The organism is Colwellia sp. E2M01, from assembly GCF_018860585.1.
Classification (GTDB): domain Bacteria; phylum Pseudomonadota; class Gammaproteobacteria; order Enterobacterales; family Alteromonadaceae; genus Colwellia.
Genome location: NZ_JAHKPR010000017.1, coordinates 18,901 through 42,145 on the forward strand (window position 1 = coordinate 18,901; position 23,245 = coordinate 42,145).

Consider the following 23,245-nt stretch of genomic DNA (forward strand, 5'->3'; position numbering starts at 1 on the left):
TTATCGGAATTGGTATAACCTTAATTTTTTCATCTGCTTTAGTCTACTAAAATGAATAGATACAAAAACTTAAGGTAATGCCGATTAATGTTAAGTGTTTTAAATCGTTAAGTATTGATTTAACGGAAGTTCACGATATCGCTCGCCAGTTGCTGCAAATACGGCATTAACAATACTTGGTGCTACCGGTGGTACACCTGGCTCACCAACGCCCCCCGGCGCATTATTTTTCGGATTCACTAAGTGAACAACAATTACGGGGGTTTGGTTCATACGAGTTACTGGATAATCATGGAAGTTAGATTGCACAACGGCACCTTTTTTAATATTGATTTTACCCATTAAAGCGATCGACATACCAAATATCATCGCGCCTTCCATTTGTGATTTAATACGATCTGGATTGATTGCTAAACCACAGTCAATAGCGGTATGAATTTCTTTAACGGTTAATCGTTGATTAATCACTTCTACTTTTGTTGCTACTGCAACATAGCTAACAAAGCTACGGTGTACTGCAATGCCCCAACCTTGACCTTTAGGTAAGGTTTCATCAATCGGTGTCTTAGCCAGCAATGCTTCTAGGACACCACGATAGCGAGCAACAGAATAAGGATGGCGTTCAAGTTTCTCATCATAGTTGGTAAAGTTAAAATCGAATGCTTCTTTAGGATCAAGATCTCTGTCTTTACCTAATGTTTTTAATATCATTTGATCAGTAGGTACGTTAGCGGCATGAGCAACTTCATCAACAAAACAGTTTAACGCAAAGGCATGCTGGATATTACAGACTGAACGCATCCAACCAATCCTTACTGGCGTTTCGGCTTCTGCCTTTTCCATTAATATATTATCAATATCGTAGGGGAGATCACCAAAACCTAGACTTAATTCAAAATCTTGTGGTGTATTCTTTTTACTATTAAATGTGGAAGCAATGGTTGGGTAAGCGGCTTTTTGTGCCCAAGTTGTTATCTCATTTTTATTATTTAAACCCGCTTTTAATGTTTGCACGGCACCAGCATGATAATACCCTGACCGAACGTCATCTTCTCGACTCCACACAACTTTCACGGGTTTTTTAGTTATATTAGCTAAATAAACTGCTTCATTAGCAAAATCGGTTTTAGATTTACGACCAAAAGCCCCCCCTAATAAAGTCGGTTGTACATTAAATATGTCTACTGGTAGCTTAGTCATTGATGCGGCGTTGGCCATCACTGATTGTGGATCTTGCACACATGCCCATACGTCACAAATACCATCATGAAACCACGCCGTTGCCATAGGAGGTTCCATTGGTGCATGAGCTAGGTAAGGGAGTTGGTATTGTGCTTCAATAACTTTACTCGCCTCTGAAAAACCTTTAACAACATCGCCACGACCAGCAACGCGTTGAGGTTTATTGGCTAAATTATCTTTAAACGTAGTAAAAGCTATTGTTGAATCATGCTCTTTATTCTTACCTAGATCCCACTCAACTAATAAAGCTTTACGACCCTCTTGTGCAGCCCAAGTATTCGTCGCTAAAACCGCTACACCAGCTAAAGGTGAATAAACAACGGTTTCTGGCGTTGGTGGCATTTGAATTACTTCAACTACACCAGGTACTTTTAACGCTTCGGTTGCATCAAAAGATTTAACTTGTCCATGCAATACCGGACATCGTTCAATAGAGGCAATTAACATATCAGGTAAGTCAACATCAATACCATAAACGGTTTTACCTGTAAGAATGTCGTCTAAATCAACGATAGGTACTGATTTACCAATGTATTTGAAATTGTCTGCCGACTTATAATTTAGTGTTTTAATATCCGGTACGGGTTGCTTACTTGCCAGTTCAGCAAGATCACCATAACTCACCGAATTTCCGGTTATTTTATTAAATACTTTATTGTCTTTAGCATAAACATCGTCGATTGATATTTTCCAGTAATCAGCGGCGGCTTGTTCTAGCATAGTACGTGCAGAGGCACCCATTTCTCTTAATTTATCGTAAAATTTACGTATGCTGCTTGAGCCATCGGTGTTTTGATCACCGTACTCCTTATTACCTTTACCTTGAATAACGTGCACATTATCCCATGAGCATTCTAATTCATCAGCGACTATTTGTGGGATACCGGTTTTAGAGCCTTGCCCCATTTCAGAACGATGACTTACTATCTCAATTGAGTTATCTGGCTTGATGGCAACAAAAATATTCAGCTGTTGAGTCGCATTATTTTCAGGCGGTAAAATCTTAACTTTTGATGAGTTTGATATTATTGAACTACAACCAAGTAATAAACCACTGCTACTAATACCTGCGTAAGTTAAAAAATCACGACGAGATAACTTTAATGGATTCATTATTTATCTCCTTCATTATTAGCTAATACTGCAGCAGCTTGTTTGATCGCTTGCTTAATTCTTGGATAAGTACCGCAACGACAGATATTTCCTGACATATGATTATTAATATCATCATCACTCGGATTTTTATTGGTTTCTAATAATGTTAATGCACTCATTATTTGTCCAGATTGACAATAACCACACTGCGGAACATTATTTTCTTTCCAAGCGATTTGAATGGGGTGTTGACCTTTTTCATCAACACCTTCAATAGTGGTTATTTTAGCATTTTTGGCTACAACAACTGGTGTAATACAAGCACGCATGGCTTGACCATTTATATGCACAGTACATGCACCACATTGACCAATGCCACAACCAAACTTAGTGCCTTTTTTATTTAATAGATCACGTAACACCCATAGTATCGGCATGTTATCAGGAGCATCTACCTGATGTATTTCGTTATTAATATTTAGCTCTAACATGGTTGTTTTTCTCATTTACAAAGTAATAAAAAAATAATGTCGTATGAATTCTATACTAGACATAATTCAGGTTGATATGAACAATAACGCGAATTTAGTTAATTGTTAACTATTTATTGTTGATTTATTGTTGATTTAGTAACAGTATGTTCAAATAAATCACAAAATAATAAAACTTACTTAAATATGTCTCTTTTTAATCTTATTTCGTTTACTAATAAAATTAGGTCTAACTTACCTATTAAGTTGATTCCTTATTTCTTGTTGTCGGTTTTCTTTAATCAAACTGCTCTGGCAGATGAAAAAGTAAAACATTTAACTTGGGCGCATGTATATGAATTATCAGAGCCCTTGCATTTATGGGCTAAATGGGCGGCAAAAGAAATAGAAAAAGAAACCAACGGCCGTTATGTTATTAATGTTTTTCCTTCCTCTATTATGGGTAAAGAAGGTGAAATAAATCAAAGCTTGAGTTTAGGCACCGTTGATATTATCTACACAGGCACTAGTTTTGCGGGTCAAACTTACCCGCCAATGACACTGTCTGAATTACCTTATATATTTCGTGATTATCAGCATTGGCAAAATTTTAATAAAAGTGCGCTGTTCGATGATATCGCGTTAGGTTACAAAAACGCGTCAATGGGTAATCAAGTAGTCGGCAATAACTATTATGGCCAACGTCATGTCACTTCAAGTAAACCAATACGCACACCTGATGACATGATTGATTTAAAGTTGCGAGTCCCTAATGCGTCTATTTATAAAATGTTTCCTTTAGCTGTTGGTGCAAATCCAAGCCCGATTGCTTTCTCGGAAGTTTATCTTGCTTTACAACAAGGGGTTGTTGACGCACAAGAAAATCCATTACCTACCATAAAAGCTAAAAAGTTTTATGAAGTACAAAAATACATTAATTTAACGGGTCATTTGCAAGGCTCGGTATTAACTGTGACTAATGACAAGTTATGGTCATCATTAACACCAAAAGATAAAGCTATTTTCACTGACGTATTTAAAAGAGCTGCTTTAGGAGTTTCTGAAGATACTCGTCAAGCAGAGTTAGCATTACAACAATGGTTTGAAGCGCAAGGCGTTACTGTTATATCGGTAGACCGTGGTTTATTTAGGGAAAAAGTTCTTCCTTCTCATCAAAACGTTAAACAAGCATTAGGGGCTACATTTTATGACAGATTACAAAACATCCAATAATGAGGGGACATCTGAAGATGACTTCAACTTTGAGGAGGATGAAACTTTTAATTATGCGGATTATAAAATTGAAGACTGGTTGAGCTTTATTTTATTTTGGTTATTAGCGTTAACGGTATTTTCACAATTTGTTAGCCGCTATGTTTTTTCTGCACCATTAGGTTGGACCGAAGAAACAGCTCGCTATCAACTCGTCTGTTTAGGTTTTCTCGGTAGCTGTATTGGTATCCGTAATAATAGCCATATTTTTGTGAGCTTGTTTCATCGATGGTTGCCGGAAAAAATTTCAAAAATTGTTTTTTTTCTCATTGCTGTCTTTAATGTCGTGTTTATCGCAAGCTTAGCTTTTTTTTGTTACCAAATTATCCCGCTGCTTCAGATCCATAAAATGGCATCATTACCATTATCGATTAGTGTTTTGTATGGCATTATTTTAGGTAGCTTATTAATTATGTTATTTCGTAGCTGTCAATATCTCGTGACTCACCGACAGCTACTTCTAACGACACCACAAAGAAAAGCATAGGGTATTATTATGGTTATTACAGTTTTATTCGTTTCATTATTGATCATGATTATTTTGGGATTCCCTGTTGCTTTTGCATTAGCGGGGGCATCTTTATTAGCTATTATGTTTGATGGTCAAGTTCCAGAGTTAGTCGTTTTACATCGAATGGTTGGCGGCATGGATAGTTTTCCGTTGTTATCTATACCATTTTTCGTTTTAGCGGGTGCTCTAATGAATTCATCTGGTATCACTCATCGTATTTTTGATTTTGCCAATGCATTAGTAGGCTGGATGCGTGGCGGGTTAGGCCATGTAAATATTTGTGCATCTATTATGTTTTCGGGAATGTCTGGTGCTGCGGTTGCCGATGCTGGTGGTTTGGGAGCAATTGAAGTTAAAGCGATGCGTAAAAAAGGTTATGACGCAGGATTTTCTGTTGGGGTAACTGCCGCGTCTTCAACGATAGGGCCTATTATTCCACCTAGCTTACCAATGATTATTTATGGCGTAATGGCTTCTGCCTCTATAGGGCAGTTATTTGCTGCTGGCTTTATTCCAGGTTTATTAATGGCTATTGCCTTAATGGTGATGGTGGCTTATTACTCGAAAAAAAGAAATTACCCTAAAGATGCAGGGTTTAGTGTACCGCGTTTAGGCTCAACATTTAAAAGAGCCTTTCTATCATTAATGACGCCGGTTATTATTATTGGCGGTATTTTATTTGGTATTTTTACGGCTACGGAAGCTGCCATTGCCGCAACGGTGTATGCCTTAATTCTGGGCTCGTTAGTTTACCGGAGCCTCAATTGGCAGAAACTTGTTAAAGTAAGTATGGAAACTATTGAAACCAGCAGTATCATTTTATTAATTATTGCCGGTGCTGCAATATTTTCCTGGGTGTTAACTAGCCAGCGTGTAACCGAGGATTTTACCGCGTGGATGTTAACAATAACCGACAATAAGATAGTTATTTTATTATTAATGACCTTGATTCTATTTGTGGTTGGTTGTTTTATGGAAACAATCGCGGCTATTACTATTTTAACTCCTGTATTACTACCTATAGCAGTTGGCTTAGGTATTGATCCCGTTCACTTTGGTGTAGTGATGGTACTTAATTTAATGATTGGTTTATTAACCCCTCCAGTGGGTATGGTGCTTTATGTGTTATCTAGGGTAACTAAAGTACCTTTTGAAGACTGTACAAAAGCGACCATTCCATTTTTAATTCCGTTAGTGGTGGTGTTGATGTTAGTGACTTTTATTCCTGAATTGTCTATGTGGTTACCCACATTACTATATCGTTAAATCGCTATAATCGTTTGAAGCTTACACCAACAAATAGTTTTGTTGGTGTAAGCAGATAAATATTTTAATGAATAGTTGAATTAAATGAGTAATAGATTAGAGCAATTACTTGCCACGTGGCAGCCACAAAAATCTAGTGTAGAGTGGGTATTAGCAACAGTTATTGAAACAGACGGATCGTCTTATCGTAAGCAAGGCGCAATGATGTTTATCAATAGTCTTGGTCAGTATTTTGGCTTGCTCAGCGGTGGCTGTTTAGAAGCCGATATTATGCTGAAAGCAAGAAAGTGCTTAGATACAGGTAATAACTCTATTGTTTGTTACGACATGCGTGATGAAGATGATTTAAGCTGGCAACTGGGTATTGGTTGTGGTGGTATGGTTAAAATACTATTACAACCTATCACAGAAAAGTCTAATTGGCTCAATTTAGAAGTACTACAGACTAATTTACTGGCAAAGAAAAGTTGTGTTTACCGTCAAGTTATAAATGAAAATATCCCCGACAATACACTTACCCTATTTGATAAAAAAGCATTAGCTCTTGATTTAGAGCTAGACTTAGAACTAAAAATAGAAGAAAAACTACCACCAACAACTGACAATGAGTTTGTTCATCTTATTAAGCCGGCACCTTGCCTCGTTATTTTTGGTGGCGGGCTAGATGCGGTTCCCGTGGTTAACATGGCCAAAATATTAGGTTGGGATGTAACGGTTATTGATGAGCGTGTTAATTATGCTCGGGGAACACACTTTTCAGGAGCCGATAAAATTGTACATCAACCAATTAACTCGTTAAGTAACGAAACCTATTTAGTTAATGCCGATGTTATCGTAATTATGACTCACAATGTTAAATTAGACGCTAAAGCTTTAAATCTTATTCAAGGGTGCGACGCTAAATTTGTAGGGTTATTAGGACCGACTCATCGCACCGAAAAAGTCTTACATGCTGCAGGGTTAACCTACCAACAATTAACAAGAGGTTTATCAAACCCAGTTGGGTTGAATATAGGTGGTGACTTACCTGAATCTATCGCTTTGTCTATTTTATCTGAGGCACATGCTGTGCTTGAAGGTAAAAGTGGGCAAACATTAACTCAGGTGGTTTAACATGTTATTAGCTAATGATATTGATTCGATAAATATAAAAATTGTTATTCTTGCTGGTGGTAATAGCGTTAGGTTTAATGGCATTAAACAATTGAGTTTAGTTCACCGTGATAATTCGCCAATACTGTTATTACAACAATCTATCAATACCGTTACGCGAGCTTTAACTATAGAAGAAATACCTACAGATCACCTTTATGTTGCTACAGGAGAAAGTCATAGGCAAATAGCTGAGCAAATATCTCAACCGTTGCATTATTGTGACCAAGCTTATCAAGGTATGGGCTATACAATTGCACAATCGGTAGCGATGATCCTAAAAAATGACCCATTGACTACGCATATCTTATTTACTTTAGGCGATCAGGTCGCGCTAGAAATAAATGACTATTTAACCTTATTGCAAAAAGTAGAGGAATTTCCAGCACACATGATTTGTGCAGAAACAGCAGATGGCATTAGCGCACCAGCAATATTCCCTCACCATTACTTTACCAAATTACAAACTTTATCTGGAGATAAAGGCGCTAAAGCGGTTTTACAAACTAATCAGCAACAATTAATAAAAATACCAATGCTAAATGCATCTTTTGATATTGATACACAAGAAGATTTACTACGTTGGAATAATTTATAAGCAGTTAAAACTGCCCATTAAGGTAATGAAATAAGAGAGTTTCCTATGATCAAATTTACTATTAATAACGAGGATGTCTCGTTATAAATTGCCGAAGCAATAGTATTGCTTTATATATTTTGAATTATCGATGTGAAATGACACGACAATATCGTGACGTAATAATTTAATCAATAAGTTATTTTTTTGCTATTTTTATCGTTTGATGAGAAAAGAGAATTAAAAAATTTACTAAGAAGTAGTTTTTATTTTAAAATAAATAAAAAAATAAATTGGTTGCGGGAGCAGGATTTGAACCTACGACCTTCGGGTTATGAGCCTTAAATTTTAACAAGATATAGACTTATTTTAATGTACATAAATGTATCTTGTTTTTGTAAGTGGTTGATTTTTGGTTTTTTAGTGTCTTCTGCGTGTGACAGCTATTTCCTACATGTGTATTCGGTTGATTTGTAAATTGTCACAGAATTTAACTATTAATTATTTTCTTCTAGATCATTATACGACCTTAAATATATTGTGTCTACTTTACTTAAAATGCAACGAGCTATTCAAATGAAATCAATGACTCTGTACACATTGTAAATTCATTAATTTTGACTCTCAATTGACAATCTATCCAATAACAAAATAAGATGTAATCAAAATGATTATGTTGGTGGCTGTATTATGATTGCATTGGATGATGTGAATGTTGGCTTTGCACAAAAGCAAAGGCTCGCTTATATTGATTTTTTGCTTATGTTTAGAGGGTATTTTAGCCGAGTTGATTTGACCTCTAAATTTGAGATGGGGATGGCAAATGCTACTCGTGATATTTCATTATATAAAAAGCTAGCTCCAGATAATGCTGAGCTAGATAATCCTAGTAAACAATACTATCAAACAAAAAATTTCAAGCCACTCTTTAAGCATGATGCTCAAAAGACCCTTGTCAAACTAGCAAACAATATAACCGATGGGTTTGATGCTATAGGTGATATTACACTCCCTGTGGAATCACCTAGTCAGTTGAATGTCCCTGATATTTTTATTGTCGCTAGGCTAGTTCAGGCAGTTCTAAATAAAAAATCCATAAGTATTATTTATACATCATTAAGCAGTGGTTCTAAGACTAGAGAGATAGTTCCTCACTCAATTATTGATAATGGACTACGGTGGCATGTTCGGGCTTATGATCGTAAATCTAAGTCTTTTAGAGACTTTGTTTTAACTCGAGTTGGTGAGGTAATTCTTAAATCTCAAAATATTGAACCTCATGAGACCAAACAGGAAGATCATCAGTGGATGAGAATGATGCCTTTGCAACTTATGGCGCACCCTAATAATGTTAAGCACCCAATGGCTATATCTATGGATTATGGCATGGTAAATGGTGTGTTAGAGTTGAATGTTAGGGCTGCATTAGCGGGATATTTACTTAGGCGTTGGAATGTTGATTGTACATCTAATGCAGAGCTTTCTGGAGGGGAATATCAACTTTGGCTCCGGAATTTACAAACTTTAGATGGTGCTGAAAACTTGGCTATTGCTCCTGGTTATCAGGAGGCGAAAGATTCTATGGGTGTAATGAATGTTTGATAAAAGAATTTTAAAGTACTTTGACAAGATACAAAATGGTAAGGCACTTAATTACAGTGTTTTCTTATCATTATTGCCTGAAGACCTCCAACAAGATATACGTGATAAAGCGTTGGTCAGTTTTCAAAAAAAAGGCGCTGCGATAGTTGAGTTATCTAGTGAAAATATAATTGAACGTATACGTCAATTAACGATAGAGCCAGAAGACAGAGTTGCAGCTGCGCTTCATGGTGATTCGCATAAAATAAAGACATCAACCAGCTATTTATTTGTTTATCATCAATTATCCAATGATGTAACCCCTGATACTATTGTATGTGTTGATAATGCGGCTCATTTTAAGTTTCAACCTAAAAAGCATTTAACCATTATAGAGAATTCTGAGCTTTTTTTTGCTAAAGATTTTTTGCTTTCTAAGATAAATGAAGCTTTTTCAATGTCTTTGTCATTTGAAAATACTGACTTGGTTTTTGGCTCAGGTAATCAAATTGCTAATAGTTACAATCAATGCTTTTTGACTCAATACGATACCGTTCTATGTTTTTTTGATTATGATTACGGAGGGTTGAAGATATATAAGGCTTTAAAAAACATGGTAGGCGACAAAGCTAAATTCTTAGAACCTACTTCTGATAATTTAGATAGCTTTTTTATTAAAAAGCCAAAAGATGACAATCAATATTTAAAGACTATAGATATAGCGGAAGAGCTTGGTTTAGACAAGCTCAAAGAGATATTTTTATCTCAGAAAGGTTTTATGGAACAAGAAGCTATTTTAGCTTTTAATAAGGAAATAAATAATGTCTCAGCAATTTAATTTTGTCCTGAAAAAGCTAGTTTTAGTGGACTCTGCGGGTTTTTGTTACTCAGAAATAGAGCTAGATAAACATACAATATTATTAGGCGAAGGTAATGTTGGTAAATCAAGTTTACTTAACTGTATTCGCTTATTTTTATTGCCAGAAGTTAACTTCAATAAAGCGAAAGATAAATTCAATTTTAAAAGTTCAAATGGTTACGAATATGATAAAAATGAGTCATTTGGGCATTATTTTCCTAGTAAGTACTCTCATTTAATTATTGAAGTCGAAAAAGTTATTGGCGGTAAAAAATATACTCACTGTCAGATACTTAATAGAGGGAAAAACCTTTCATTTGAAAGAATATTTACTACTCTGGCTTATAGTGATATTCAGCATTTATTCTGGCAAGTGGAAGATGATGATGAGCACCATATTGGTTCGCGAGTAGATAAGCTTTCCACTCAAGATATTTTTGCAAAAATTAAAGGTAAAGATAAACACTGTATATCAGTAAGAGATCCTCAAAAATTGAAAGATCTTATGTACGCAAGAGATATACTTTCAGATGTAGCAATGCGCTACAGCCTTTTCCCACTAAATGAAGCGACAGAAGAAAATATTGAATCTCTTAGGGCATTAATATTAATGCTGTTTGATATGGAAACGTCGAATGAAGGAGTTGCCAAAGCTGTTGCAAATATCGTTGAAGCTGAAAAGAAAGAAACAACAGATGCGTTAAATTTTGATATTCAGTCTTTTATGTCTACGCATGACTTGCTTAAACAAGAAGAACAAAAGCTAATTGATATAGAAAACAAAACTGATGAATTTAGTAAATTAGTTAGTAACTTTACGAGATATAGTGAGCTATCAGAAATAGAGAGTCGTTTCGTAAATTTTTATCTTTATCTTAACGGTGCGATAGATGACACAAACAAAGCGGTAAATCTAATAGCAGATACAGTTAAAAGCATAAACTTGGAGTTATCTCCAATTGCTGAACAAGTAAAAAACAATAATCAAAACCTTTTTGCTGCAAAAAAAATAATTAAGGATATTGATAAAAAAATCTCTCAAGTTCAAACGAGTATATCCAAAGGAGAGACAGAGCTTTCTTATTATGGTGATAATACGCTTGAAGAGGTAATGGAAATTTTAGAAGAAGATATTTCTAAAGTTGGCGAAAAAATACAAGCGATTAATGATGTTGATGCAAGGCGAGTAAGAATTGAAAAGCTTCAATATCAAATAGAGCAAAATGAGCTTAAAGCTAAGCAGTTAAGTCAACAAATTGAGAACTTTCAATTTTCAATAAAGCAACAATTACCTCGTGAAACATTAACTTTTTTGAATTCCATCAATAACGAACTGCTTTTTGCAAATCCGGGTAGAGAAGTTTCTGAAGATGAGCGTATAGCAATTGATAATTTTCAAAAACTGTTTATTGACCAAGGATATTCATACAATTTTTGGGGGCAACAATTCAATAAGTCCACAACGCATGTGGCACGAGATTTACAAAAAGAGTTAGATAATATTAGCTCTGAAATTCTCGCCGATAAGACCGAGAAAAAAACGCTTGAGAACTTAGGTTCGGAAAGTTCTTTAACTACTGAGAAAAAACTTCAGGATCACACTAAAGAGTTGAACGAATCCAAAAGAATTAAGGAGTTGATTTCACAGCTTGAAGAAAGAAGAGTTACTTTGAAAGTGTACTACTCTCAGAAAAATGAAGCACAATCGCAAATAGATAACCTTTCGCCAACCACTGATAAACTCATTGAACAACAAAGTGACCTTGCAAAACAACTGGATTCAGAAAAGTTAAAGCAAGGCTCTTTAAGTAAGGAGCAAGCTAGGCTACTGGAACTTAGAAGCTATGCCAATGGAACTAAGCAGGCTTACTCTAAAATTCAAAGGCAACTTGAGAAACAAAGTACCTTTTCAAATAGCTCAGAGTTAACAGGTGAATACTTATCTTCGCTTCAAAACGGTTTACAGCAGGTAGAAGTTTTAAGGTTGGAAATAATAGATAGTTTACGAGAGTTTGCTAGAGCCGAATTTATTGATGTTGATACTGAACTATTTAAACCAAGTCCTATTCCTAGCATCATTCATCAATCTTATATCAACCTAACACAGGTTTACGATGAACTTGAGGGACAGCGTCTATTACTTAGAACAAAAACAAAATCTCATAATGAAAGTGTTAGTAACTACGTTGACATTTTAGATAAGAACTTTGAACACATTAATAGATTTGAAAACCAGCTAAATCGTTCATTTAAAGGTATTTCCGTTAACGATTTAACTGAAATAGAAGTATCTATTCATATTGATGAGAGATTCAAAAACCTTATCGCTGAAATACACAAAAGCTACAATGAATTTAGTGAAAACACACTATCTGAACAGTTCTATTTGAGGTTACAGGCTTTTAGTGATGCGTTTTTTAAAGATGGTGAACGCAACAAGTTGGTTATGTCTGATGTAATTAAAAAGGTCAGTTATAGAGTAAAAAAAGAAGGACATGAAAGCTGGCAAACTAAACAGCAATCGACATCTACAACTGCATTAATCAATCTTAAACTTGTTCGGATTTTGTTGGCAAAATTACGTGCTGACAGTTGCTTAGTTAAGTTACCTGTTATTATGGATGAGGCGGCAAACATCAACGTCAATCAGTATGAGTGGTTGTTAAGAGATATCAAAGATAGCGGTTTTTTTCTTTTTACCGCTGGAACACATAGCTCTGGTGCTGAACTTGTACATATGATTGGTCATCACTACGATGTTGATGCATTGAAAACAGCCAAACCATACACAGCGGAGCGAACACGAGTTGTATGGGGGGGACCACAAGCTTTCTATAATGAGGAAGAGTTTGATTCATACATAAGTGACGATCAAATTGATTTGTTGGAAGGTGTTGATGAAACAATTTAGCGCCATTCAAACATTAAAAATAATGCTAGAAAGACCTAACGTTATGTTTAATTTAATTAAACAGATGGATAGCCAAAATGAAAGGTTTGTCAGTGAAGCGGCTGTTGCATTAACTGTTTTAGAAGACATAAAGCTTTTAGATAAAACCGAACAACAGCGTTTTAAAATAGCTTATTCTACTGAGAACTTAACTAATTCACATATAGTGGCTGACCAAGATCAGGTTGATAATGTTAACCGAATGATGTTTCAAGAATCAGTAGTTTCTATTTTTAGGTTATGTGAGACATCATTATATCAAGAACTGACAGATGCAAGGTTAAAGTCTGAACTAGCATCATTTTGGCATATTCAAAAAAAGCTATTGGCCGATGGTTGTAGTTTTAGCCAGTTAGATCCAGATTACACTGAACTTGTTGAGGAGTTATTTCATAAGTTGGGTAGTTTGCTTGATTTACTTAAGCGTAACTTAGTAAGAATGCAAAACATAAATAGTGATTTAGAAAAGCTATCATTCGAAGTAAGTAAGAATGGTATTGATTTTGTTGAGTATAGGCAAAAGGTTTTGGATGATGTCTCTCGTTTATATGAAAGGCATATATTACCTACTCAGCGTTTTGTTAATCCGGATGTAAAGTTAGTGGATGGTGATAATCTACTCGCGACAATCAATTCGATAAAAGTACTCTTTGACTCTCACGACAAACACGAACTTTCAGACCAAGTATTTCGTTATGGTCTAAGCTTTTCAAACATTATTAATCCACTAAAAGATGTTTCAAATCAGATAAATGGATTCATTCGGAAAACCCAAAAGAGTCTTGCCCAGTTCAACGCAATGGAATGGCATTTTGAACGATTTAAGCAAAAATATGAAGATACTTTAGACGGCAGAGTTAACCGAACAAAAATAGACAATTCATTCGCTAATGAAGTTCCATTTATGCTGAATGTAAAGCGAATTCCTCGGCCTAAGGTTTTGAAAATTGAAAATAATACATCTTATTTTTATAACATTTTTACCGATCTGCAATATAGAATTGAAGATCAACTGTTGCTTTCAAATGAAAATATTAAGGCTGAAGGACAAGCAGTCGTTTCATTTACATCCAAGGAACGTATAGAGAGAGCTAGAGAGATATATCAGCTAATAGAAAAGTTATCTCTGAGAGAGTCCAAGGATGTTATTGCAACATTGCATTATAGGCTCCAAAACTTTTTACCAAATTATCATTTTGTCGATTTAATTAATGCAGTTGTTCATTTCATGAAGAAAACAGTTGATGGAAAACAACTTATAAAAACTAACAAGAAAGCGTTTATTCAGCAGGATAATAAATATTATATATATCGAGTTGCTGTATTGAAGGAGAGCAATTGATGGAAAGTACAGTGGTTTATAGCTTTGATGAAATTCCTTACACCAAAAGTACGGCAATTTATCGTCACTTTTCTCAAGGTAAAGTGCTAAATAAACAACGCTATGATGAGATCCAAGGGTGTCTAGTTGATGACGATTTATTTACCTTGGTATTCAACAAGATTAAACACTTTAAATTGTTCTTTAAGCACATGGGGTATGAATTGAAGTTTGATGAAGAGGGAGACTTCTTTTCCACTCAAGATCTTCGTGATAGTAGTAATGATGAATCTGATGATAATGCAATGAAAATTCAAGCGATTCTACTTTTTGTTGGAAGGTATTATTCTACTGTTGGAGATTTGGCTCAGCTCGAAGATCCAATGTTTGGGCTTAAAGAAAGTGACGTTGATGCATTAAAGCAAGATCATATGTTAGCAAGTTCTTTAAAAGCGCTGAGACTGGAAAATTGGGATAAAGCTCTCGAATATTTATCTAGTCGAAGTTTAATTTTTAAGATGTCAAAAGACCAATATATATTAAGTAAAGCTGCGATGACTTTTTTAACCAGGTTAATAGAAGCACATACTGAGTTTGTTAATAAATGAATTGTTCATCATAAAGCTCTTAATCATTAAAATAATGAGGAATGCCACAGCTTGTTGAACTGTGGTGGCATAAAAATCTTGAGTGACAATGGAAGTTGCCCTATTTAAGGGAGTTTGCAATCAATTACCTAAAAAATTTGAGTTACAGGAAGATACTAGAAATGTTATTAGCACGTTTAAAACGTTATTTAATCAAGCAAGTAAACTCGTAGTAAGATTTAAAATAGCAGCTTTAAATCAGTTGATATAGAACCGTTAAAAAATTATACAAAGGTTAGCGGATAAATTTGCACATACTATTAACAATTTCTAATTTTAAGTAAACTGTCCGCTCAAATATTTAAGCTTATTTTGCAATCTGTAGATATATATTTCTTACCAGTTACTGTTAATTATCAAGAGGACATAACGTTGATTAGACAATCACACTTATCTGAAGATGTTATTTCGCATATTGCGAGAATTTTAGGCATAGAACGATATATCAAGGGAAAATTAAGTGCTATTCCTGAAGAAGCAAGACTTGATTGGATATTTGAAACAACGGACTCACTAAAAAATGCTATTTATCAAACGTTGTTCTCTAAGTCGTACGATGAAACTATTGACATATCTAATGAAGAGCAAGATAGGGTTAATTTATATTATTTATTTTTTGTAGGTGTGGGGAAGCAGCACTTTTATTTTAATGAAGCTTGCATGCGTGAAGATATTGAGCGGTCAAAAACATTGAACGATTATTGTTATTACGACTATCAATATCAACAGCAAGTATTCGCAGACTATGAAGCTGAACGACAAGTGTCACCTTATACATTCAGATGTAGTTATTGGATTAGGTACATTAAAGCAAATAGCCAATTAGTATATGCAACATTGCGTTCATTAGATGATGAACTGTATTGGGAGCTAGATGAGTTAGGTAGTGAACTTATTCAACAATATATCCCTCATGAGTACAACTTGCACCCAAGTAAAGAAGAGCAGGATGAACTGTCTCATGAAATGATTACTCACGTTAATGGCAAAGATGATTTACTAAGGCACTATCAAGAGGTAAATCGATTACTGCGAAATGAGTTAGTCGATTCTTTTAAACAATATCAGGTATCTGCTGAACCATTTATAGTTATTCAAGATACGGTTGATGATAGAAAGGCATATTACCAAAACATCATTATAAGCAATCAAAAAATGGCTCAAAAATTTGAGCTTAGAAATTTTGAAAGCTGTATTAATAAGTACCTAAAACCAGAATCAACCCTAAAAGAAGTACTTTTACCTTATATCGATAAGTTTAAACTACAGCTACTTAACGAGTTATCGGAACACTTTCCGTTAACTACTAAAGAACAATAAGCACGTATTTCAAACTTATTTCTTATAACATTAAAAAGTAACTTAGGATCAATTACCTTAACGATGATTTTAGTTAATTTTGACAACTATGTTGTTATAGCTAATACAGAGAATATTTAGGTCAAAATGAGCTTGTAAAGTCATGTATTAGGCGACAATTAGCTTGGCCGGTTCGCGACAATTAGGTTGACCGGTTTTGGTACACTTCAGATATATCAAATTCAACAGAGAAAGATATGTCTGGAAAACCCATAACCAAACAACAGGTTAATTTATATATGTCTTATCGTAAGGATCAAAAACAAGCAACAGCCGCTGCCCAAGCAGGTATGTCAGAGCGTACCGCCAGACGCATCGAATCTGGACAACATTCAACAACTAAGCAGCCTAGAGCTTATCGGACTCGTAAAGATCCATTTAATGGTGCATTTGAAGATCATTTAGTGCCTTTACTTAAAGACGAGCCAGAGCTCCAACCCATTACGTTACTAGAACACCTTGATACTGTTATGCCAGGTAAATTTGGTCGCAGCCATCTGCGCACATTACAACGGCGTGTTAAGAAGTGGTTGGCATCGGAAGGGCCAGAGCAGGAAGTTATCTTTCGTCAAAAATACATGCCAGGGTTTATGGGTATTTCCGATTATACGTGGATGAACAAACTTAATATCACCATTAGTGGCGCACTATTCGAGCATAAGCTATTCCACTACAAATTAGTCTTTAGTGGCTGGACTTATGCACAAGTCGTCTTTGGTGGTAAAAGCTTTGAGTCACTATCTACAGGCTTACAGAATGCTTTTTGGCGCAGCGGTGGTGTTCCACAAACACACCGTACCGATAGCTTAAGCGCTGCATTCAATAACCACTATGAACAGGAAATCTTAACAGAGCGTTATCAAAAACTATGCAAACATTATGGTGTTGTAGCAACTCGAAACAATAAAGGCGTTGCTCACGAAAATGGTGCCATTGAAGTAGCGCATAGCCATTTGAAGAAGAAAGTCGATCAGCAATTGCGTTTGCGTGGTAGTCGCGATTTCGCGACAATTAATGAGTATCAATCGTTTCTTGATGTCATTGTTGCGAAAATCAATCGTCAATGCAAAACGCGGTTTGATGAAGAGCGAAAACATCTAAGAGAGTTACCTAAGCGCCGTACCAATGATTTCAGTGAGCAATACGTCAAAGTTACATCAAGCAGTACCATTAGCGTAAAACGAGTCACATATACTGTACCTTCAAGGTTGATTGGTCATCGATTACTTGTTCATATTTATGATACTCGTCTTGATTTATTTCTGGGGCATGAAATAACAGCCTCAATACCAAGAGTATATGCACAGGGTCACCTGCGCTCACGCGCCGTCGACTATAAGCACGTTATTCAGTCACTTGCGAAAAAACCGAATGCCTTTAAATATTCCCAATTACGCGAGGACTTAATTCCAGCGGGAGATTTCAGCTTATTGTGGAAACAACTTACCTTTGAGCATGTTAGCGATAAGGATTGCCGTTATATGGTTGAACTATTGTTACTCGCTCATAACTATAATTGCGAACAAGCCCTTGGGCGTTATACCTTAAAAAATCATGAGCAAGGAAAACGAATATCGATTGATATGTGCCGAAAAATGTTTGGCCCGAGTAAAGCTATGATACCAAACATTGTAACTCACCAACATCAAATCAGTGATTACGATGCGTTACTTGGAGGCTTGCATGGCTAATATTCAAAGCTTGGGAATCGATTGCACAAAAAGCTGTTAGCGAACAATGGGAGCCAGAGCTATTTCTTGCTGAACTGTGTGAGTTAGAGGCAAGTCATCGGCATGAAAGTCGATTGAAAAGGTTACTTAAAGAAAGCAAATTACCGGTAGGCAAACAACTCCATCAATATAATTTCGATGAGATTGATGGTGTTACATCACTTCAAATAAAGCAAAAAGTAAATCAGATTGACAGGCTAAGACAAGGGCATAACATCTTATTATTTGGTGCTAGCGGATTAGGCAAAACCCATTTAGCATGCGCTATTGGTTACGCTTTACTTGAAAAATCCGTACGGGTTAAATTCAGTACCAGCACAAGCTATTGTTCAAGAGCTACAGCGAGCAAAAGAAATCTTAGGCTTAAATGATGCGCTAAGAAAACTTGATAAGTATGAGCTGTTGATTTTGGATGATATCGGCTACGTGAAAAAGAATGACAACGAAAGCCAGGTTTTGTTTGAGCTGATTGCCCATCGATATGATCGCGGAAGTTTGTTGATCACATCAAACCAAGCGTTCAGTGAGTGGGACAGTATATTCGGCGATAACATGATGACAGTTGCAGCAATAGATAGACTTGTTCATCACAATGATATCTATCAGCTAAAAGGTGAAAGCTACCGTAAAAAACAAGCAATGAAACCAAATCTAAATACCGGCCAAGTTAATTGACGCCGACCGGACAAGTTAGTTGACGTCTAATACCGGACAGTGATAAATTATGATGTATGAAGTCAAGATTTGCCCTTGTCAGTCATGCAAGGTTGGCATCTTGTGATTTATTGCTATATCAGAGTCAGATGCTATGACGATTATAGCAAATCGAACGAGTTAGCGAACTAGCTTGCTTAACTGCTCAGGCTAATAGCGACTGTGCGTGGTGAAAATATCATTGCTTAACTGTTAAACATTAGGTTTAATAGAAATATAATAAACGCTAAGTAACGCAGGGATAGCTTATATACGATAGACACGCCAATAAAATTAGGTAGATATCGATTAGGTCATATAAAGTAAATCCCCATAGCATAAACAACACAAACTCTGATACACCGAGCATGTAGCGCCTCAGTTCAACAAGCGATTATGCAACACAAACAGCGTGTCGTATAAATGCTAAAATGTTATCAGAAACATATAATCAAAGGACGATCATGAGCTTTTTTAAAAACATTAAAGATAGTGTAACAAACTCAGTAGTAGATACAGTCGATGACGCAAAGAGTTATATACAAAACACAGATGCTAAGGAAATAGCTAAAGACACTGCTGTATTAGCAGGCAAAGCTGGTTTAGCGGTAGGAAAGTTAGGTTTTCTTATGGGTAAGGAGGTTGTAACTAATATCGTAAGTGAAGGGCAAGAAACACGGCGTCAGGAAGACAAAGCGAAGCAGGATGCATTGCAAGAAGCTGCCCGGGAGAAGGAGCGGGAAGAACGCAAAGCAACTCGAAAACCAAATGACTTTGAGTTAGGCCTCAAGAAAAAGTTAGAAGATGCTAAAAAAAAGCAAATTGACAGACAGAAAAAATAAGGTTTTTCCAGTGCTAATAGTTAGTGTTTAACAAGAAATTTAAGAGATATTCACACCGCTTGGCGCTCTCACTTCAAGTAAGTTTTGTGTCTATGGCACAATGCTTTAGATAAGGCGTCAGCGTTGTTTACACCTTAATGTGACGTTGGTATGACTCCCCACGTCAACTTAAAAACACTGATCCCTGCTCAATAAATCAGAGCCATAATATTCTTTTGTTAAAATAAAATGAGTTAACGCATAGATGAAGCAAGTAAATTCGTCGGTTATCATGCTGATATTCGTTGATTATTAACCTGTTGGTTAACAGCGCCTACCTTACTTGTTCCGTCGTGACACCTGTTTTCAGTCTATGCTCGTGGTTCAACGTTACTTTCGTAACGCTGCCATCCTAACGCCCTCGGTTGTTGTGCCACTCCCGATGCTTGATCCAATGCGCTAACTCAAAAACTATTTTCATGCTGGTAACCTAGCAATACGTGTTCGTGGATCCACGAGTGTGATAACCACTTCTCGCGATATCGCCCAAATATACGCGATCATTTCACGGGCTATTGCTGTCACCACAACATTACGATGTTTGCCTTTTTGCATGAGTCGTTGATATCGTCGACATAACCTTAGTTGAGCTTGCCATGCAATATCTACGATTTCTTTACTTAACCCTTCTTGCCTTTTTTGTAACTCGGTAGAGATATTCGCCTTATGTTTATAAGTTTGAGCGCCTTCTATCAATAAGCGTCTCGCACGACCATTACCACACTTGGTGATTTTTCCTAATCGCCGTGAATCACCACTAGAGCTTTCACTAGGCACTAATCCAAGATACGCCATTAATTTTCTGGGATGATCAAAACGTCGTAGATCCCCTAATTCGGCAATAGTACCAACAGCAACTAACATTCTTACCCCTCGCATTGCTTGTATCGCTTTCACGACAGGATAGTAACGCCATTGTTTTATTTGATGCTCAAGTTCATTTACTAAACGCTCTACACGTTTAATACGTTCAGTGATGGTTTGTATCATTTCTTGTAAAACAATTTGCTGGCTTGGGTGCGGTAGCACTAATTCGGTTAACCAACGTAAGTGTTGCTTAGACCAATTATCGTTTACTTTACAAGTGATATTGTTCCTTAAAAATAAGCCTTTTAGTTGATATTTCGCATCCTTCAAATCTTTCATAGCCGTTTCACGTGCACGAGATAAATCACGTATAGCTTCATCTTCAGCTTCGGGCACATAAATGGTGGTAAGCGTTTCCGCTTTAAATAACAACGCTAATTTTACTGCATCACGTTTATCTGTTTTTATTCTGTCACCTGGCTTTTTAGGGATAAGAGAAGGGGCAACGATATAACAACAATGACCTAGGTTGGTTAACAGTCTATAAATCCAATAACCACAAGGGCCTGCTTCATAGATGAAGTGTAAGGTTGCCTTTGGATATTTGGGTTGTAGTTGCCTTGCAAGCTTGATAAACGCAGATTTGTTAGTGTTTATCCTTCCCAATGATTCCGGTTTGGCGCCACGTTCATCTTTTAAAACAGCAAGTTGGGTAAATGTTTTATGTGTATCTAATCCGATAAAAAGTATGTTACATTTATTTATGCTAGCCTCCGCTTTAGTTCATTGACAAACTAATTATGGCTCTGATTTTTTAAATTAACCCACGAATGGAGGCTAGCCTCGTGGGGAGTCATTATGTCTAAGAAAAATCACACTGTCCATCTGGAGTAACAATGGCAAATATCGACGAAATTCTCACGCAAGCAATTCAGAAAGCAACTACTGAACGGGGGAATATTAATATTCTCATCGCTGGCAGGTCAGGTGTGGGTAAAGCACTCTAATAAATGCTGTCTTTCAAAAAAATCTTGCAGAAACTGGACAGGGACGCCCTGTAACTCAAAATACAAGAGAAATTACCAAAGACTTACAATATTTGATACTAGAGGCTTGGAAATGTCTCAGTTCAAAGAAACTCAGGCTGAACTTGAGAAACTTATAAAAGGAAGAGCCACTGAACGAGATTCAAACCGACATATTCATGTTGCTTGGATTTGTATACAATAGGACGGACGGAGAGTCGAAGAAGCAGAGGTCGATCTGCATAATATGCTGGCAAGGCATATGCCAGTAATTGGGATAATCACCGATGTACGTCGATGAAAAACTAAAAGCAGAAATCGTGCAGGAAGCAATGCAAAAAAAGTGGTAAAGCCATCGAAACGCAAAGAGATGGCGCAATACTACGTTGCCTCTATGGGCGTAACTATAAAGCTAGCTTGCCAAGCTTTTCAAATAAGCGAAACGTGTTATCGATACAAAGCAAAGCTTTGTGATGATAATCAAGAAATAGCTCAAATGCTTGTTGATTTAACCAATGATGAAAGCGACTGGGGGTTTGGTCTTTGCTTTGATTATCTGCGTAACGTGAAAGGTAAAAAGTGGAACCACAAGCGTGTTTACCGCATTTATACTGAGCTTTCATTGAATCTGAGAATAAAGCCAAGGCGACGTTTAAATCGTCATAAGCCAGAGCCTCTTAAAGAGCCAATTAAGCCGAATCAAGTTTGGTCAATAGATTTTATGCATGACCAGCTAAGTAACGGTCGCACAATTCGCTTGTTTAACGTTATTGACGATTACAAACGTGAAGGATTGGTAATTGAACCAGGTTACTCATTACCAACAGCTAGAGTGCTGCGAAGCTTAAATCAGCTTATTGAGTGGAGGGGGAAGCCGTTGGCCATTCGGTGTGATAATGGTCCTGAATTTATTTCTCATGAGTTTGTAAAATGGGCAAATAAAAGTGACATCAGAATTGAATATATTCAGCCAGGTAACCCACAACAAAACGGTTATGTTGAGAGGTTTAATAAAACGGTTCGTTATGGATGGCTAAGTAAAAAGTTATTTGATAGCTTGGAAGAAGTATCTGACTATGCTACAAAATGGTTGTGGCGTTATAACTATGAACGACCACATAAAGCTAATAATGGTTTCCCACCATTAAAGGTTGCTTAAATACTCCATTTTTGATGTCCATTAAAAAAGGGGTGATCACCATGGCAGGCATTTTATTTCAACGAGAGCAAACTGAGCTAGTAACTTTAACCACACAACCTAATGACAAATGTCAGCAATACCATCAACGCATGCCGGCTTTAATTTTAGCCAGAGATAAAGATTACTGGTTTAACTCGCCTACCCATGAACTAGCGCCATTACTACAACATGTTGAAGATAGAGTGATTAATATCAAACACTCTGATTAGTGCTCTGTATGCTACTCCAATAAACTATATCAATTCAAATAAAAAAATTAGGGGGCTAAAAAACAGCCCTCTAATAAGTCATATCCTCTTTAAATTACTGCATAATAAATTTAATTACTTTCAATGAAGGTCGTTGAGCTGGAGAAACTCTAGATTTTTTATAACGACGAGAGCTAATCAACCTTATTGTTCTGGCTAATAAGATGTTGTTTAAAAGCGTTACATTTCAATTATTTTTAAAAATACTCAGCTTTTTATTGTTGATGTGATTTTTAAGTTGCATCCTGAAAGTAAATCAATAACTGGATTTACAGGAGTAATTTAAAAAAATTTCAGTTTTTGTATTTTTTATGAAAAAACTCACATACAGAGAATATAGAAGACTTTTTTGACGCTG

The 23,245-nt window shown here is 36.1% G+C and carries 19 protein-coding genes and 1 pseudogene; 17 read left to right on the plus strand and 3 right to left on the minus strand.

The window, feature by feature from the left end:
- Positions 1-99 precede the first annotated feature (99 nt).
- Entirely contained in the window at positions 100-2,355 is a 2,256-nt protein-coding gene (locus tag KO502_RS03345) for a molybdopterin cofactor-binding domain-containing protein (RefSeq protein ID WP_216021147.1), read from the minus strand.
- Positions 2,355-2,828 carry a (2Fe-2S)-binding protein gene (locus tag KO502_RS03350; protein WP_216021148.1) on the minus strand — a complete coding sequence of 158 codons (474 nt, stop codon included), beginning with the start codon at positions 2,826-2,828 and terminating at the stop codon, positions 2,355-2,357. Before KO502_RS03350 ends, KO502_RS03345 begins: the two co-directional genes overlap by 1 nt.
- 186 nt (positions 2,829-3,014) lie before the next feature.
- Between KO502_RS03350 and KO502_RS03355 the strand changes: the two genes are divergently transcribed.
- The 15 genes from KO502_RS03355 (at position 3,015) to KO502_RS03420 (ending at position 19,567) form a co-directional block, all read left to right on the plus strand.
- A complete protein-coding gene (locus KO502_RS03355) occupies positions 3,015-4,040 on the plus strand; it encodes a sialic acid TRAP transporter substrate-binding protein SiaP (RefSeq protein WP_216021149.1) in 1,026 nt (341 codons plus the stop codon).
- Positions 4,015-4,566: a TRAP transporter small permease gene (locus KO502_RS03360; protein WP_216021150.1), complete on the plus strand. Its 552-nt coding sequence runs from the start codon at positions 4,015-4,017 to the stop codon at positions 4,564-4,566. Before KO502_RS03355 ends, KO502_RS03360 begins: the two co-directional genes overlap by 26 nt.
- A gap of 9 nt (positions 4,567-4,575) precedes the next feature.
- Entirely contained in the window at positions 4,576-5,856 is a 1,281-nt protein-coding gene (locus KO502_RS03365; RefSeq protein ID WP_216021151.1) for a TRAP transporter large permease, read from the plus strand.
- An 84-nt stretch (positions 5,857-5,940) separates the two neighbouring features.
- Positions 5,941-6,969, plus strand: coding sequence for an XdhC/CoxI family protein (locus KO502_RS03370; protein ID WP_216021152.1), 1,029 nt, complete (start codon positions 5,941-5,943; stop codon positions 6,967-6,969).
- A 1-nt stretch (position 6,970) separates the two neighbouring features.
- Positions 6,971-7,606 (plus strand): nucleotidyltransferase family protein, encoded by a 636-nt coding sequence (locus KO502_RS03375; protein WP_216021153.1) that lies wholly within the window; start codon positions 6,971-6,973, stop codon positions 7,604-7,606.
- A gap of 669 nt (positions 7,607-8,275) precedes the next feature.
- Positions 8,276-9,187 carry a WYL domain-containing protein gene (locus KO502_RS03380; RefSeq protein WP_216021154.1) on the plus strand — a complete coding sequence of 304 codons (912 nt, stop codon included), beginning with the start codon at positions 8,276-8,278 and terminating at the stop codon, positions 9,185-9,187.
- Complete coding sequence (locus tag KO502_RS03385) at positions 9,180-10,004, plus strand: hypothetical protein (RefSeq protein ID WP_216021155.1); 825 nt, start codon at positions 9,180-9,182, stop codon at positions 10,002-10,004. The genes KO502_RS03380 and KO502_RS03385 overlap by 8 nt, the downstream gene beginning before the upstream one ends.
- Positions 9,988-12,936, plus strand: a complete 2,949-nt coding sequence (locus KO502_RS03390; protein WP_216021156.1) for a hypothetical protein — start codon at positions 9,988-9,990, stop codon at positions 12,934-12,936. Before KO502_RS03385 ends, KO502_RS03390 begins: the two co-directional genes overlap by 17 nt.
- Complete coding sequence (locus KO502_RS03395) at positions 12,923-14,317, plus strand: hypothetical protein (protein ID WP_216021157.1); 1,395 nt, start codon at positions 12,923-12,925, stop codon at positions 14,315-14,317. Before KO502_RS03390 ends, KO502_RS03395 begins: the two co-directional genes overlap by 14 nt.
- Positions 14,317-14,904: a hypothetical protein gene (locus KO502_RS03400; RefSeq protein ID WP_216021158.1), complete on the plus strand. Its 588-nt coding sequence runs from the start codon at positions 14,317-14,319 to the stop codon at positions 14,902-14,904. Before KO502_RS03395 ends, KO502_RS03400 begins: the two co-directional genes overlap by 1 nt.
- A gap of 411 nt (positions 14,905-15,315) precedes the next feature.
- Positions 15,316-16,263, plus strand: a complete 948-nt coding sequence (locus KO502_RS03405; protein WP_216021159.1) for a hypothetical protein — start codon at positions 15,316-15,318, stop codon at positions 16,261-16,263.
- A 236-nt stretch (positions 16,264-16,499) separates the two neighbouring features.
- Entirely contained in the window at positions 16,500-17,993 is a 1,494-nt protein-coding gene (istA, locus tag KO502_RS03410; protein ID WP_216021160.1) for an IS21 family transposase, read from the plus strand.
- Positions 17,994-18,013: 20 nt separating this feature from the next.
- On the plus strand, positions 18,014-18,403 hold the full coding sequence (locus tag KO502_RS17195) for an ATP-binding protein (RefSeq protein ID WP_354668297.1): 390 nt from the start codon (positions 18,014-18,016) through the stop codon (positions 18,401-18,403).
- Entirely contained in the window at positions 18,315-18,707 is a 393-nt protein-coding gene (locus KO502_RS17200; protein ID WP_289846768.1) for an ATP-binding protein, read from the plus strand. The genes KO502_RS17195 and KO502_RS17200 overlap by 89 nt, the downstream gene beginning before the upstream one ends.
- A 482-nt stretch (positions 18,708-19,189) precedes the next feature.
- Positions 19,190-19,567 (plus strand): hypothetical protein, encoded by a 378-nt coding sequence (locus KO502_RS03420; protein ID WP_216021161.1) that lies wholly within the window; start codon positions 19,190-19,192, stop codon positions 19,565-19,567.
- A gap of 456 nt (positions 19,568-20,023) precedes the next feature.
- On the opposite strand, the gene KO502_RS03425 is transcribed toward KO502_RS03420, so the two are convergent.
- Positions 20,024-21,178 carry an IS110 family transposase gene (locus KO502_RS03425; RefSeq protein ID WP_216021186.1) on the minus strand — a complete coding sequence of 385 codons (1,155 nt, stop codon included), beginning with the start codon at positions 21,176-21,178 and terminating at the stop codon, positions 20,024-20,026.
- Positions 21,179-21,725: 547 nt separating this feature from the next.
- Here KO502_RS03425 and KO502_RS03430 point away from each other — a divergent pair.
- Together KO502_RS03430 and KO502_RS03435 are read left to right on the plus strand one after the other, a co-directional pair.
- Positions 21,726-22,597, plus strand: a pseudogene (locus tag KO502_RS03430) (IS3 family transposase); the annotation flags it as partial.
- A gap of 11 nt (positions 22,598-22,608) precedes the next feature.
- Entirely contained in the window at positions 22,609-22,848 is a 240-nt protein-coding gene (locus KO502_RS03435; protein WP_354668296.1) for an SOS response-associated peptidase family protein, read from the plus strand.
- The last annotated feature ends 397 nt before the right edge of the window (positions 22,849-23,245 follow it).